A 13055-nucleotide genomic window follows, 5' to 3' on the forward strand; every position below is an offset into this window, starting at 1 on the left:
CGCGCCCCTCCGCGCTGACGGACGACCGGGGGCGCCAGGGCCCCCCTTGCGGATCATGCCGGGCGCGCGGGGCCTGATCCGAAGAGAAGGACCCTCAGGGCTGTCCCGTCATCCCCTGGGCGTCGGCGAACGTGATCCGCGCCAGCAACCCGGCCGCCTCCCGGTCCAGCAGGACCGCCGAGGAGCAGCCGAGCGGCAGGGCGCCCGCCTCGGTGTCCCGCAGCAGCCGGCCGACGGCCCTGCGGTGCCGGGCGAAGGCGTATCCGGAGACTCCGCGCCCACGCTCGCGCTGGCCCTCCCTGGCCTCCTGCGGGGTGACGTCGAGCAGCACGAGATGCAGCGTGCGGGCGCGACGCCGTGCGTGCCGGGCCAGCCAGCCCCGCACCCATGTCTGGGTCCCGCAGTCGTGGACGACGACGGACTCACCGGAGCGCAGCGCCCGCCACAGCCCCCAGTAGTGGGCGACGCGGACCAGCGGGCGGTAGAGGGCGTACGGGAGTAAGCGGGGCACCCGCCGCGCCCAGCGGTCCCGGGTGTCCTGGGAGTCGATGGCCCGTGCGGCCACCGCCCGCCGGATCAGTGTCGACTTTCCGCCTCCCGGCAGCCCGGAGACCACCACCACATCGCCTGCCTCGAAATGGAGCCCGCGCGGGCTGCGCCCGGCGCGCTCGCGCAGGTCCCGCACGACGGGCGCGTGCGTGCCCGGCAATTCCCGGGCGGGTGCGCCCGGCTGCGCGGGCATCGCGCCGTGCGCGACCCCCGCGGTCATCGCGTACCGCTGCAACGTCATCGCCCTCCCCTGTCGGGTCACCCACACCTGCCCAAGAAGTGTAAAGAAAAGGTAATGCGAGACAACCGTCCCACTACTCGTCCCGTGCATGGGGTACCGACGCCCCACTCTTCCCCAATGCGTGCGATGATGACCCGGCCAACTGCATAAAGGCCGCTTGAATCCGCGCGGGAGAGCTCCGGCCACAGTGTGTGCCGGGCGCCGAAGGAGCAAGATCCTCCCTTGAATCTCTCAGGCCCCGTACCGCGTGGATGAGGCAGATCTGAAAAGCGAGTCGCCCGGCGGCTCCACCCAAGGTGCAAGCCGAACCCCCCGGGGGTCTCTCGGCGAACCTCTCAGGTTCCGATGACAGATGGGGAGGGATCGTCATCGTCGTCATGCCCTGGGAGCCACACCTATGAGCAACGCCCCCCGTCTCACCGCCCTCGACGCCCTGCATCGCTCGCTGGGCGCGACCATGACCGACTTCGCCGGCTGGGACATGCCGCTGCGGTACGCCAGTGAGCGCGACGAGCACAACGCGGTGCGCACGAAGGCGGGCCTCTTCGACCTGTCGCACATGGGTGAGATCACCGTCACCGGTCCGCAGGCCGCGTCGTTCCTGAACTTCGCGCTGGTGGGCAACATCGGCACCGTCGCCGTCGGCCGCGCCCGCTACACGATGATCTGCGCCGAGGACGGCGGCATCCTGGACGACCTGATCGTCTACCGGCTGGGCGAGACCGAGTACATGGTCGTCGCCAACGCCGGGAACGCCCAGATCGTGCTGGACGTGCTGACCGCCCGCGTCGACGGGTTCGACGCCGAGGTGCGCGACGACCGCGACGCGTACGCGCTGCTCGCCGTCCAGGGCCCCGAGTCCCCCGCCATCCTGGCCTCGGTCACCGACGCCGACCTGGACGGTCTGAAGTACTACGCGGGTCTGCCCGGCACCGTCGCCGGTGTGCCCGCGCTGATCGCCCGTACCGGTTACACCGGCGAGGACGGCTTCGAGCTGTTCGTCGCCCCTGAGCACGCCGAGCAGCTCTGGCAGGCCCTCACGGCGGCAGGCGCCTCCCGTGGCCTGATCCCGTGCGGTCTGTCCTGCCGCGACACCCTGCGCCTGGAGGCGGGCATGCCGCTGTACGGGCACGAACTGACGACCGAGCTGACCCCGTTCGACGCCGGTCTCGGCCGGGTCGTGAAGTTCGAGAAGGAGGGCGACTTCGTCGGCCGCAAGGCCCTGGAGGCCGCCGCCGCGCACGCCGAGACCGCCCCGCCGCGCAAGCTCGTCGGTCTGATCGCCGAGGGCCGCCGGGTGCCGCGCGCCGGCTACCCCGTTGTCGCCGAGGGCCAGGTCATCGGCGAGGTCACCTCCGGCGCCCCGTCGCCGACGCTCGGCAAGCCGATCGCCATCGCGTACGTGGACGCCGCGCACGCCGCGCCCGGGACCACGGGCGTCGGAGTGGATATCCGGGGCAGCCACGAACCGTACGAGGTCGTCGCCCTGCCGTTCTACAAGCGCCAGAAGTGACGCAGTCGCGTCTCACACCGTAAGACCACCGTTCATCAGCACTCCCCCGCGTACAGGAGAATTCAGGTCATGAGCAACCCCCAGCAGCTGCGTTACAGCAAGGAGCACGAGTGGCTGTCGGCCCTCGAGGACGGTGTGGCCACGGTCGGCATCACCGAGTTCGCGGCCAACGCGCTCGGTGACGTCGTCTACGCCCAGCTCCCGGAGGTCGGTGACACGGTGACCGCGGGCGAGACCTGCGGCGAGCTCGAGTCGACCAAGTCCGTCAGCGACCTGTACTCGCCGGTGACCGGCGAGGTCACCGCCTCCAACCAGGACGTCGTGGACGACCCGTCGCTGGTGAACTCCGCTCCCTTCGAGGGCGGCTGGCTGTTCAAGGTACGCGTCGCGGAGGAGCCGAAGGACCTGCTCTCCGCCGACGAGTACACCGAGTTCTCCGGCAACTAAAGACTCCAAGGGACCACCTGATGTCGCTTCTCAACTCCTCCCTCCACGAGCTGGACCCGGACGTCGCCGCCGCCGTCGACGCCGAGCTCCACCGTCAGCAGTCCACCCTCGAAATGATCGCCTCGGAGAACTTCGCTCCGGTCGCGGTCATGGAGGCCCAGGGCTCCGTCCTCACCAACAAGTACGCCGAGGGCTACCCGGGCCGCCGCTACTACGGCGGCTGCGAGCACGTCGACGTGGTCGAGCAGATCGCCATCGACCGGATCAAGGCGCTGTTCGGCGCCGAGGCCGCCAACGTCCAGCCCCACTCGGGTGCGCAGGCCAACGCCGCCGCGATGTTCGCGCTGCTGAAGCCGGGCGACACGATCATGGGTCTGAACCTGGCCCACGGCGGTCACCTGACCCACGGCATGAAGATCAACTTCTCCGGCAAGCTCTACCACGTGGTCCCGTACCACGTCGACGACACCGGCGTCGTGGACATGGCCGAGGTCGAGCGCCTGGCCAAGGAGTCCAAGCCGAAGCTGATCGTCGCCGGCTGGTCCGCGTACCCCCGTCAGCTGGACTTCGCCGCCTTCCGCCGCATCGCGGACGAGGTCGGCGCGTACCTGATGGTCGACATGGCGCACTTCGCGGGCCTGGTGGCCGCGGGTCTGCACCCGAACCCGGTACCGCACGCCCACGTCGTCACGACGACCACGCACAAGACCCTCGGCGGTCCGCGCGGTGGCGTCATCCTGTCGACGCAGGAGCTCGCCAAGAAGATCAACTCTGCCGTCTTCCCCGGTCAGCAGGGTGGTCCGCTGGAGCACGTGATCGCGGCCAAGGCGGTCTCGTTCAAGGTCGCGGCGACCGACGAGTTCAAGGAGCGCCAGCAGCGCACCCTGGACGGCGCCCGCATCCTCGCCGAGCGTCTGGTCCAGCCGGACGTCACCGAGGTCGGCGTCTCCGTCCTCTCCGGCGGTACGGACGTGCACCTGGTCCTCGTCGACCTGCGCAACTCGGAGCTGGACGGCCAGCAGGCCGAGGATCGGCTCCACGAGCTCGGCATCACGGTCAACCGGAACGCCATCCCGAACGACCCGCGGCCGCCGATGGTCACCTCGGGTCTGCGGATCGGCACGCCGGCCCTGGCCACCCGCGGCTTCCAGGCCGAGGACTTCACCGAGGTCGCCGAGATCATCGCGTCGGCCCTCAAGCCGTCGTACGACGCCGACGACCTCAAGGCCCGCGTGATCGCGCTGGCCGAGAAGTTCCCGCTGTACCCCGGCCTGAAGTAGTCCGGGTCACTTTTCGCACGTTTGGGGCGGGGCACCGCGCACACTGGACAGTGAGCGCGGTGCCCCAACCCTTGTCCCGCTGCTCTTCGGACCGACCGGTCCGTACCGCACCACCCGGCAGACAACGGCGTCTACCAACCCCTTAGGAGTCACACCGTGGCCATCTCGGTCTTCGACCTGTTCTCGATCGGCATCGGCCCGTCCAGCTCCCATACGGTCGGCCCGATGCGCGCGGCCCGTATGTTCGCGCGCCGCCTGAAGAACGAGGGCCTGCTCGCCCACACCGCTTCCATACGCGCCGAGCTGTTCGGCTCGCTCGGCGCCACGGGCCACGGCCACGGCACACCCAAGGCCGTCCTGCTCGGTCTGGAGGGCGAGTCCCCCCGTACCGTCGACGTGGAGTCCGCCGACGACCGGGTGGCCGCGATCCGCTCCTCGGGCCGGCTCAACCTGCTGGGCATGCACGAGATCGACTTCGACGCCGACGAGCAGCTGGTCCTGCACCGCCGCAAGGCGCTCCCGTACCACGCCAACGGCATGACGATCTTCGCGTTCGACCACGACGGCGCCCCGCTGCTGGAGAAGACCTACTACTCCGTCGGCGGCGGCTTCGTCGTCGACGAGGACGCGGTGGGCGAGGACCGGATCGTTCTCGACGACACCGTCCTGAAGCACCCCTTCCGCACCGGCGACGAACTGCTGCGGCTCTCCCGCGACACCGGCCTGTCGATCTCCTCCCTCATGCTGGAGAACGAGCGTGCCTGGCGGACGGAGGAGGAGATCCGCTCCGGCCTGCTGGACATCTGGCGGGTCATGCAGGCATGCGTATCGCGCGGCATGGCCCGCGAGGGCATCCTCCCCGGTGGCCTGAAGGTCCGCCGCCGCGCCGCGAACACCGCACGCCAGCTGCGCGCCGAGGGCGACCCGCAGGCCCACTCGATGGAGTGGATCACCCTCTACGCGATGGCGGTCAACGAGGAGAACGCCGCGGGTGGCCGCGTCGTCACCGCCCCCACCAACGGCGCAGCCGGCATCATCCCGGCCGTGCTGCACTACTACATGAACTTCGCCGCGGGCGGCGCCACCGAGGCCGAGAAGGAGGACAGCATCGTCCGCTTCCTCCTCGCGGCCGGTGCCATCGGCATGCTGTTCAAGGAGAACGCCTCGATCTCCGGCGCCGAGGTCGGCTGCCAGGGCGAGGTCGGCTCCGCCTGCTCGATGGCCGCGGGAGCACTCGCCGAGGTCCTCGGCGGCTCCGCCGAACAGGTCGAGAACGCCGCCGAGATCGGCATGGAGCACAACCTGGGCCTGACCTGCGACCCGGTCGGCGGTCTCGTCCAGATCCCCTGCATCGAGCGCAACGGCATGGCGGCGGTCAAGGCGGTCACCGCAGCGAAGATGGCGCTGCGCGGCGACGGCAGCCACAAGGTCTCCCTCGACAAGGTCATCAAGACCATGAAGGAGACGGGCGCGGACATGAGCGTGAAGTACAAGGAGACCGCGCGCGGCGGGCTCGCGGTGAACATCATCGAGTGCTGATCGTATAGGTCCTGATCAGCGCCTTCGAATCTATCGGCGCTGATCAGGACCTTCCATGCTTGCACGGCGGAAGGTCCCTGAAACGCCCCCGGGACCTTCCGTACCTGATCAGGGGCGGTCCAGCCGGCTCTCAGCCACCCGATGAAGCTCGGTCCGGCCGCTGCTTCCCTGTCGTCTCACGCCTCGCTCACGCACGGGCTGTCTCTCCTGCCTTCGCAAGCACGACCGTGCGGGGACGCCCCCCGGGGGTGCAGCAGCCACCAGCGCTGTCATGCCCCCGCCCCGGATCACCGTGGGAAAATCAACGGGGGATGGAAACGCCCTCACTGATCGGCCGACCCAGGCTGCCGGAAGGGCCGTCCACGGCCCGCCGGCCCTGTGGTGGCGTATCAGCGCCGGTGTCGGCGACGAAGTCCACATCCCGTCCCGCACCGCCGGCGCCGCGAATCGCGAGGGTGCAGCCTGACGCCGTGCCCGAGCCTCGCATCACCGGGCTCGCTGCGTGAGAGATACGGGCGGCCGCGGGGGCCTCGGCGGTCTCGGGAAACTCACGGGATGGAATTCCGTCTTTCGATGGTGCGCATTCATCTTGCGCATGCATTCGGTGCAGATCCGCGGGTCATACACAAAGCGATTCACTTTGGTCGAGCGAGCGGAATTAATGGACGAACCGCCACCTGAAGGAAGGTCAACTGTCCCAGCGACGGCTACGTTTGCCTGTTCAAGGCGCCGCAGCCGGGCCTGGGCCGGCACCAGAAGGACAACGGCTACCTGGCGGCGGACTTGAAGTGCCGATCCCGACCACAGCGTTCGGTCAGCTGAACACATACGAAAGGCTGTGGCATCGATGACAAGTGAAGAGTGGGATGCCGTCAAGCGAAAGTACCCTTACGGGTCCACGGTTGACGGCACCGTCGACGAGGTCGCTCCCTTCGGAATCTTCATTTCGGTCGCGGGTGCGCAAGGGAGTTGTGCTTTCGCGGATGTAGCGGGAATGCGCCACGGCGGTGCCGGTGGCTCCACGGTGATCTGGCCCGAGTTGGGTGAGGTGGTCACCGGAGTCGTGGTCGAGCACACAGAGCACAACCATCAGCTCAAGCTCCACCTGAGATGACCTGATCGGACCTGATCCGGTCGGGTCCCGGACCGAGAACACAGGTGGGTGAGCCCCCAGGGGGCTCAGCCACCTGTTGCCGGTCCTGATCGGGGCGCTTCACCGCTCGCCGCGGACACGTGTGGTCGAGGTGGGCGTCGGAGTGCCGGTGCGGCGGCCCGGGTTGCGGGCAGCGACGGCGTCGCTCGTCTCAGCGCCGGGTGAGATCCATGTGCCAGTTGGTGACCCAGGTGCCGCCGTCGTCCACGGAGAACGCCTGCTCCCAGTGGGCCGAATCCGCTGTGATGCCGGACCAGATGAAGCGGACACGTACGGGCTTGCCCTCGTGTGTGTCGTCACCGTAGAACTCGCCCCGACCATCCTCGAAGCCGCCGACCACCGGTGGAAACAGACGCCCCGTGCGGCGGTCGGCCCAGTGGAGCGCCCAGAGCCGTGTCTCCGGGTCGAAGAGACGCAGGGTGAGACCCGCGAAGCCCTTCGTCGGGAACTCGATCTCGTCGAAGTTGGCACCCCCGTCGAAGTGCCGTGTGCCGTGGCTGACGGCCGGGAATTCTTCCCACTCGCTCGCCTCGTCCAGGAAGTCGGTCCGCCGGCGGTTGGTGACGTCCCATTCGCCGACCAGGAAGTCGAAGTCCGTCGATACGGGGGTGGCGGTGCGGGTGGAGCTGGTCATGAGTGGGGCCTTCCGTGTCCGGTGCGTGTGCCGACCCGGGGGAAACTAGGCGCATTTCACTGACATCCTGTGTCAGTGAAGTCCAGCCGCCTGCTCGCGATCCTCCTCCTGCTCCAGACCAGGGGCCGTGTCACCGCCGACGAGCTCGCGCGGGAATTCGAGGTCTCCGTACGGACCGTGTACCGGGACATCGAGGCTCTCCACGCCGCAGGTGTCCCGCTCTACGGCGACGCCGGGCATCACGGCGGTTACCGACTCCTCGGCGGGTACCGCACGAGGCTCACCGGGCTGAGCGAGGACGAGGCGCAGAGCCTGTTCCTCGGCGGGCTGCCCGGGCCGGCCGCCGCGCTGGGGCTCGGGTCCGCGCTCGCCTCCTCCCAGCTCAAGCTGCGTGCCGCGCTGCCGCCCGACCTGCGCGCCGAGGCCGACCGGATGCGGGCCCGTTTCCATCTGGACGCTCCCGGCTGGTACGCGGAGGTGGACGACCTGCGCCATCTTCCCGAGGTCGCGGAGGCCGTGTGGACCGGGCGGAGACTGATGGTCCGCTACCGGCGGTGGAAGGCCCCGACCGAGGTCGACCGCACACTGGACCCGTACGGCCTGGTACTCAAGGCCGGGCGCTGGTACCTGGTCGCCGGGCCCGGCCCGCGCACCTTCCGGGTCGACCAGATCCTGGAACTGCGCGTCTCGGACGACACGGTCGAGATACCGGACGGATTCGATCTGGCCGAGCACTGGCGCCTGGCGCAGGAGGACTTCCACGCCCGGCTGCACCAGGGCGAGGCAGTCGTTCGGGTGGCTCCCGGCGCGTCCTCCCGGTTCACCGGGGCCGCCGCGCAGGCCTTTGCCGAGACAGCCGTGCCCGAGCGGGACGGCTGGTCGCGGGCGGTGCTGCCCACGGAGTCGCTCGAGCACGCGATCGGGATGTTCCTCGTCCTCGGCCCGGACGTCGAGGTACTGGAGCCCCCACAACTGCGGGACGGGTTGTACGAAGCGGCCCGCACCCTGGCCGACGTGTACCGGCCCCGGAGTTCCTGAGGAGCCGCGGACCGCCCTCGCGGGGTCCTGCGCATGGAACATTCTTGGCAGAAGGTTGACCCCTTCCGTGGCGAGCGGCCGGACGAGGCGCCGCTACGTTCCCTCCCATGCCCTCAACTCCTTTTTCTCTACCGGTGCTTCCCTACCGCAAGCCGACGCGCGGACGCGACTACTGGGTGCTGGACGACGTGCTGCCGGACCCGGAGGCCGTGCGGGAGCGCTGCCTGGACCGGGACGACTGGGCGGAGGGCTATCCGGCGAAGCCGGAGAGCTGGCCGGGGCTGCGCGCCATGCCCGCGCTGGAACCGGATGAACTGGCGCGGGTGGAAGGGCTGGTGAAGAGGGAAACCGGCGCCGGGAAGATCTGGGTCGAACGTCCCGCCAGCGGCGGCACGTTCAATCACAACTGCGTCCAGATCGTCGGAGAGGGCGAGTGCGAGTCGCGCCCCCACACCGATTCGCGCACGCTCTGCCGTTACGCCGCGGTGCTCTATCTCAACCCGAAGGTGCCCAAGGACTGCGGGACCAGCTTCTACCGCCAGAGCCTGCCCGGCGGCTCGCTGGGCGGGAATCAGGTAATCGCGCCGCACAACAACCTCGTCGACGCGCTGGGCACTCGTTTCGTGGCGCCGGACGCCTTCACCGAGGACATCAGGGTCCCGCACCGCGCCAACCGGTTGCTGCTCTACTCCGCCAACATGATCCACAGCGCCACCGGCTACTGGGGCCGGACACTCGCAGAGAAGCGGATGACGGCCGTCTTCTTCTGGATGGCCGGCTGACCCCGCCGGCACGCCTGCCCCCGCCCCGCGCCGTCGGACCTCCCCTCTCGCAGTCGTCCTACTCGTAAGCGAACAGGTGTTCATTGCGATCATGCCCTTTCGGTCACAAACAGCTTCCCTCGGCCGTGCTCTGGGGGTTCACTGGACGTGACGAGTGGTGACGCGATCGCCATCACGGCGCCGTCCGCTGCCGAGGGCCCAAGGCCCGGCTCGGACGCCCGGCCCCGGCGGAGGAAAGAGGACAGCGAGGAACTCCCCGAGAATCGACCACCCGCCGCCTGCATTGATTCGCGAATTCGACTCATTCCCATTCCCTGTTCGTAACGTTCAGACGAGGGGCACCATGAGCAAACTTGCGCTTCCAGATTTTCATATGCCGTTCGAGAGCACGGGCTGCAACCCCGGAATTCAGAAGACCAAACAGGCCGCCTGGGACTGGGCGGACGACAATGACCTGGTCCTGTCTCCGGCGGCTCAGAAGAAAATGGTCCGTACGCGTCCCGAGCTCTGGATATCACTCATATTCCCGGCCGCGTCGCAGGAACACCTCGACCTCTTCTGCCAGTGGCTTTTCTGGGCGTTCCTGGTCGACGACGAGTTCGACGACGGGCCCGCCGGCCGCGACCCGCACCTGTGCGAGGAGGCGATCGCCCGACTGGTGGACGTGCTCGACGGCGCCGGCGCGCCGAACGGTCCCATGGAGCACGCGCTCGACGGCCTCACGCGGCGGACCTGCGAGGGGCGGTCGCCGCGCTGGGTCCGGCAGTTCCGCCGGGACACCGTCGCCTGGCTGTGGACGTACTACGCGGAGGCCGTCGACCGGGCCGCGGGTCATGTGCCGAGCATGGCCGACTTCGTGAAGCACCGCCGCGATTCGGTGGCCATGCAGCCGTTCCTCGATCTGCACGAGATCACTGCCGGAATAGATCTCCCGGAATCCGCCCGATCCCTTCCCGCGTATATCACGCTACGCAATTCGGTGACCGATCACTCGGGGCTCTGCAACGACATCTGCTCGTTCGAGAAGGAAGCCGTGCTCGGATACGAGCACAATATGGTCCGGCTCATCCAGCGGGACCGCCGCTGCTCGGTCCAGGAGGCCGTCGACGAGGCCGGGACATGGCTGGCGGGGATCGCCGACCGGGTGCAGCGATCGGAGAAGGAACTCGTCGAGGAGATGGAGGCGGCTCATATCGACGGCCCTGCGCGCGCCGCGCTGGAGCGCTGTATCCAGGACTACCGGGGGCTCGTTCGCGGGGACTTCGACTACCACGCACGGGCGGAGCGGTACACCCGCCCCGACCTGATGGAAATCGACGAACAGCACGCGCTGTCCCGGAACTTCGCCGCCTGACCCGCACAGGTCCGGAGGGCCGGATCCAGCCAATCGTGCACCGTTCAACCGAAGTAGCCGTCCAGGGGCGCCGGCTCGCCACCGGCGCCCATCAGCGGCAGGGCGCGCAGGGCCGGCGCCCAGCCGAGCCGGACCTCGCCCGACTCGGCGGAACGACCGGTGAGTTCGGCGATGCGGCCGATCCGGTTGAGGACCGTGTTGCGGTGGCAGTACAGCAGCTCGGCGGCGCGCGCCGCCGAACACCCGTTGTCGAGCCAGACCCGCAGCGTGGAGAGCAGCGCCTCGCGTTCGGCCGCCGTGTCCAGGACGGCGTCGAGATGGGCGGTGACGATGCGTTCGGCGATCTCGGGCCGGCCGACGAGGAGCACCTCGGCGAGCCGGTCGTCGAACGCCGCCGCCCCACCGCTCTTGATCTCGGAGTGCGGGACGCGGACGGCTTCCTGTCGATCGTCGACCGGAAGAAGGAACTGGTCATCCGGGGCGGGGTCAACATCTATCCGCGCGAGGTCGAAGAGGTGCTCGTCCGGCATCCGGCGGTCTCCGAGGTGGCGGTGATCGGGGTACCGGACGAGAAGCGCGGCGAGGAGATCTGCGCGGTCGTCGTGGCGCGCACGGACGCCGACCCGGTGACGGCGGACGAACTCATCGCCTGGTCCCGGGAGCGGCTCGGCCGGCACACGTACCCGCGGATCGTCCGGTTCACCGAGGCGCTGCCGCTCGGCCCCACCGGCAAGGTCCTCAAGCGGGCCCTGACCGCCTCGTCCTGATCGCGTCCCGCCCGCCCGGAGGCAGAATCCGCCATGACCGCCCCCGCCGCGCCACAGAAGGGCTGAAGCCACCTCATGACTGCCGCACCTCCCCCGATGGCCGAGACATCTCCGCTGGTCAGTACGGTCCACGGCGTGGTGCGCGGTGCGCTCGAACAGGGCGTCGCCGTCTTCCGCGGCATCCCGTACGCGGCCGCGCCGGTCGGCCCCCGTCGCTTCCGGGCGCCGGAGCCACCGGAGCGCTGGGACGGCGTGCGGGAGGCGGTGGCGTTCGGGCCCACCGCACCCAAGCGGCCCTACTCCCCTCCGCTGGACGAACTGCTGCCCGACCCCGAAGTGCCGGGCGACGACTGCCTCAACCTCAATGTGTGGACTCCCTCCCCCGCCCGGGCCGGGCTGCCCGTCATCGTCTGGATCCACGGCGGTTCGCTGCTGCACGGTTCGTCGGCCGTGGAGCTGTACGACGGGGCGGCGTTCGCCCGTGACGGCGTGGTGCTCGTGTCGGTCAACTACCGTCTCGGTATCGAAGGGTTCGGCGTCTTCCCCGACGCCCCCGCCAATCGCGGTCTGCTCGACCAACTGGCGGCCCTGGAGTGGGTGCGGCAGAACATCGCGGCCTTCGGCGGCGATCCGCGGCAGGTCACGGTGTGCGGCGAGTCGGCAGGCGCGATCTCCATCGGGGCGCTGCTCGCCGCGCCGCGCTCACAAGGACTGTTCCGGCGGGCGGTGCTGCAGAGCGGTGCGCCGGCGGCGCTCTCCCCGGAGGCCGGCCGGGGTACCACGGAGCTGATCGCGAAGCGGCTGGGCGTCGCGGCGACGGCCGAGGCTCTGGCCGCGGTCGACCCGGCCGGACTGCTGGCCGCGCAGACCGAGGTGACGGGCGGCGGCACCCCGCTGACCGGTGGGAACTCCTTCCAGATCGTGGTGGACGGTGATCTGCTGCCCCACGACCCTGCCGAGGCCCTGCGCGAGGGTGCTGCCGACGGGATCGATCTGCTGATGGGGACGAACACCGAGGAGTACCGGCTCTGGTTCGTCCCCAGCGGGCTGACCGAACGGTTGAGCCGCTTCACACTCCGTCTGGCGCTGCTGAAGTTCAAGGTGCCGGGCGCCACAGCGCGTACGTACCACGCGAACCGGCCCGGAGCCACTCCGGGGGAACTGCTCGGTGCGCTCGCCACCGATCTTCTGCTGCGCGTCCCGCTGAACCGGCTGGCCGACGCCCGCAGCGGCAGTTCCGGCCGCACCTTCCTGTACGAGTTCGGCTGGCGGACGCCGGTACGACGGCTCGGTGCCTGTCACGCACTGGAGATCGGCTTCGTCTTCGACACCCTGGACCGGCCCGACGCCATGGCCCTGACCGGCGAGAACGCCCCGCAGGAGCTGGCCGACGCGATGCATGCGGCCTGGGTGCGGTTCGCCGCGACCGGCGACCCCGGCTGGCCGTCCTGGGACGCGTCCCGTCCGGTGATGGTCTTCGGCCCCGGTGCGCCCGCGGTGGTGCACGCCCCGCGCAACGACGAACTGCGCGGCTGGACACCGTACCGGGAAGAGAGGCCGTAGGGTCCCCACGGGCCCGGTGGCGCGCGCACGGGGCGGATCCGGCTGATCCGCGGCTGCCCGCGAATGCTGCGCTGCCGCGGGCCGGACAGGTGCGTGAACGGTTCCGCCCCGTCGCCGCCCTGTCGCCGCTCCGGCGGAAGCCGTCCGCCCGCAGGGTTGAGCGGCCGGTGGTCCGGCGGACCCCGGCCGGGCAGG

13 protein-coding genes and 1 riboswitch are annotated in these 13055 nt (G+C 69.7%); of the genes, 10 read left to right on the forward strand and 3 right to left on the reverse strand.

What is annotated here, in order from left to right; all coding sequences use genetic code 11:
* Positions 1–94 precede the first annotated feature (94 nt).
* Positions 95–790: an AAA family ATPase gene (locus OG972_RS13290; protein ID WP_266981284.1), complete on the reverse strand. Its 696-nt coding sequence runs from the start codon at positions 788–790 to the stop codon at positions 95–97.
* 158 nt (positions 791–948) lie between these two features.
* Positions 949–1046: riboswitch (glycine riboswitch) on the forward strand.
* Positions 1047–1187: 141 nt separating this feature from the next.
* Between OG972_RS13290 and gcvT the strand changes: the two genes are divergently transcribed.
* From gcvT to OG972_RS13315, 5 genes are all read left to right on the forward strand, one after another.
* Complete coding sequence (gene gcvT, locus OG972_RS13295; RefSeq protein ID WP_266981286.1) at positions 1188–2303, forward strand: glycine cleavage system aminomethyltransferase GcvT; 1116 nt, start codon at positions 1188–1190, stop codon at positions 2301–2303.
* A 69-nt stretch (positions 2304–2372) separates the two neighbouring features.
* Positions 2373–2750 (forward strand): glycine cleavage system protein GcvH, encoded by a 378-nt coding sequence (gene gcvH, locus OG972_RS13300; RefSeq protein ID WP_037690095.1) that lies wholly within the window; start codon positions 2373–2375, stop codon positions 2748–2750.
* 20 nt (positions 2751–2770) lie between these two features.
* Positions 2771–4030 carry a serine hydroxymethyltransferase gene (gene glyA / locus OG972_RS13305; RefSeq protein WP_266981289.1) on the forward strand — a complete coding sequence of 420 codons (1260 nt, stop codon included), beginning with the start codon at positions 2771–2773 and terminating at the stop codon, positions 4028–4030.
* A 156-nt stretch (positions 4031–4186) separates the two neighbouring features.
* A complete protein-coding gene (locus OG972_RS13310; RefSeq protein WP_266981291.1) occupies positions 4187–5569 on the forward strand; it encodes an L-serine ammonia-lyase in 1383 nt (460 codons plus the stop codon).
* Positions 5570–6416: 847 nt separating this feature from the next.
* Entirely contained in the window at positions 6417–6683 is a 267-nt protein-coding gene (locus OG972_RS13315; protein ID WP_266981293.1) for a hypothetical protein, read from the forward strand.
* 190 nt (positions 6684–6873) lie between these two features.
* Here OG972_RS13315 and OG972_RS13320 read toward each other — a convergent pair whose 3' ends face one another.
* Entirely contained in the window at positions 6874–7356 is a 483-nt protein-coding gene (locus OG972_RS13320) for a hypothetical protein (protein WP_266981295.1), read from the reverse strand.
* Between the two features lie 75 nt (positions 7357–7431).
* Here OG972_RS13320 and OG972_RS13325 point away from each other — a divergent pair, with 75 nt between their 5' ends.
* The 3 genes from OG972_RS13325 to OG972_RS13335 all read left to right on the forward strand — a co-directional run bounded on the left by OG972_RS13325 (position 7432) and on the right by OG972_RS13335 (position 10530).
* A complete protein-coding gene (locus tag OG972_RS13325; RefSeq protein ID WP_266981297.1) occupies positions 7432–8394 on the forward strand; it encodes a YafY family protein in 963 nt (320 codons plus the stop codon).
* Positions 8395–8501: 107 nt separating this feature from the next.
* Positions 8502–9176 carry a DUF6445 family protein gene (locus OG972_RS13330; RefSeq protein ID WP_266981299.1) on the forward strand — a complete coding sequence of 225 codons (675 nt, stop codon included), beginning with the start codon at positions 8502–8504 and terminating at the stop codon, positions 9174–9176.
* Between the two features lie 373 nt (positions 9177–9549).
* Positions 9550–10530 (forward strand): terpene synthase family protein, encoded by a 981-nt coding sequence (locus tag OG972_RS13335; protein WP_266981301.1) that lies wholly within the window; start codon positions 9550–9552, stop codon positions 10528–10530.
* Positions 10531–10574: 44 nt separating this feature from the next.
* On the opposite strand, the gene OG972_RS13340 is transcribed toward OG972_RS13335, so the two are convergent.
* Entirely contained in the window at positions 10575–10898 is a 324-nt protein-coding gene (locus tag OG972_RS13340) for a CdaR family transcriptional regulator (RefSeq protein WP_266981303.1), read from the reverse strand.
* On the opposite strand from OG972_RS13340, the gene OG972_RS13345 reads away from it, so the two are divergent.
* Together OG972_RS13345 and OG972_RS13350 are read left to right on the forward strand one after the other, a co-directional pair.
* Positions 10848–11297, forward strand: a complete 450-nt coding sequence (locus OG972_RS13345; protein WP_266981305.1) for a hypothetical protein — start codon at positions 10848–10850, stop codon at positions 11295–11297. The genes OG972_RS13340 and OG972_RS13345 overlap by 51 nt on opposite strands.
* A gap of 75 nt (positions 11298–11372) precedes the next feature.
* On the forward strand, positions 11373–12860 hold the full coding sequence (locus tag OG972_RS13350) for a carboxylesterase/lipase family protein (protein WP_266981307.1): 1488 nt from the start codon (positions 11373–11375) through the stop codon (positions 12858–12860).
* The last annotated feature ends 195 nt before the right edge of the window (positions 12861–13055 follow it).

It is taken from the genome of Streptomyces sp. NBC_01669 (assembly GCF_026339735.1).
Classification (GTDB): domain Bacteria; phylum Actinomycetota; class Actinomycetes; order Streptomycetales; family Streptomycetaceae; genus Streptomyces; species Streptomyces yanii.

Coding starts and splice junctions, on each gene's coding strand:
- gcvT (WP_266981286.1), top strand. CDS start 1,188: ATGAGCAACGCCCCCCGTCTCACCGCCCTCGACGCCCTGCATCGCTCG.
- gcvH (WP_037690095.1), top strand. CDS start 2,373: ATGAGCAACCCCCAGCAGCTGCGTTACAGCAAGGAGCACGAGTGGCTG.
- glyA (WP_266981289.1), top strand. CDS start 2,771: ATGTCGCTTCTCAACTCCTCCCTCCACGAGCTGGACCCGGACGTCGCC.
- OG972_RS13350 (WP_266981307.1), top strand. CDS start 11,373: ATGACTGCCGCACCTCCCCCGATGGCCGAGACATCTCCGCTGGTCAGT.
- OG972_RS13335 (WP_266981301.1), top strand. CDS start 9,550: ATGCCGTTCGAGAGCACGGGCTGCAACCCCGGAATTCAGAAGACCAAA.
- OG972_RS13330 (WP_266981299.1), top strand. CDS start 8,502: ATGCCCTCAACTCCTTTTTCTCTACCGGTGCTTCCCTACCGCAAGCCG.
- OG972_RS13320 (WP_266981295.1), bottom strand. CDS start 7,356: ATGACCAGCTCCACCCGCACCGCCACCCCCGTATCGACGGACTTCGAC.
- OG972_RS13290 (WP_266981284.1), bottom strand. CDS start 790: ATGACGTTGCAGCGGTACGCGATGACCGCGGGGGTCGCGCACGGCGCG.
- OG972_RS13315 (WP_266981293.1), top strand. CDS start 6,417: ATGACAAGTGAAGAGTGGGATGCCGTCAAGCGAAAGTACCCTTACGGG.
- OG972_RS13345 (WP_266981305.1), top strand. CDS start 10,848: ATGGGCGGTGACGATGCGTTCGGCGATCTCGGGCCGGCCGACGAGGAG.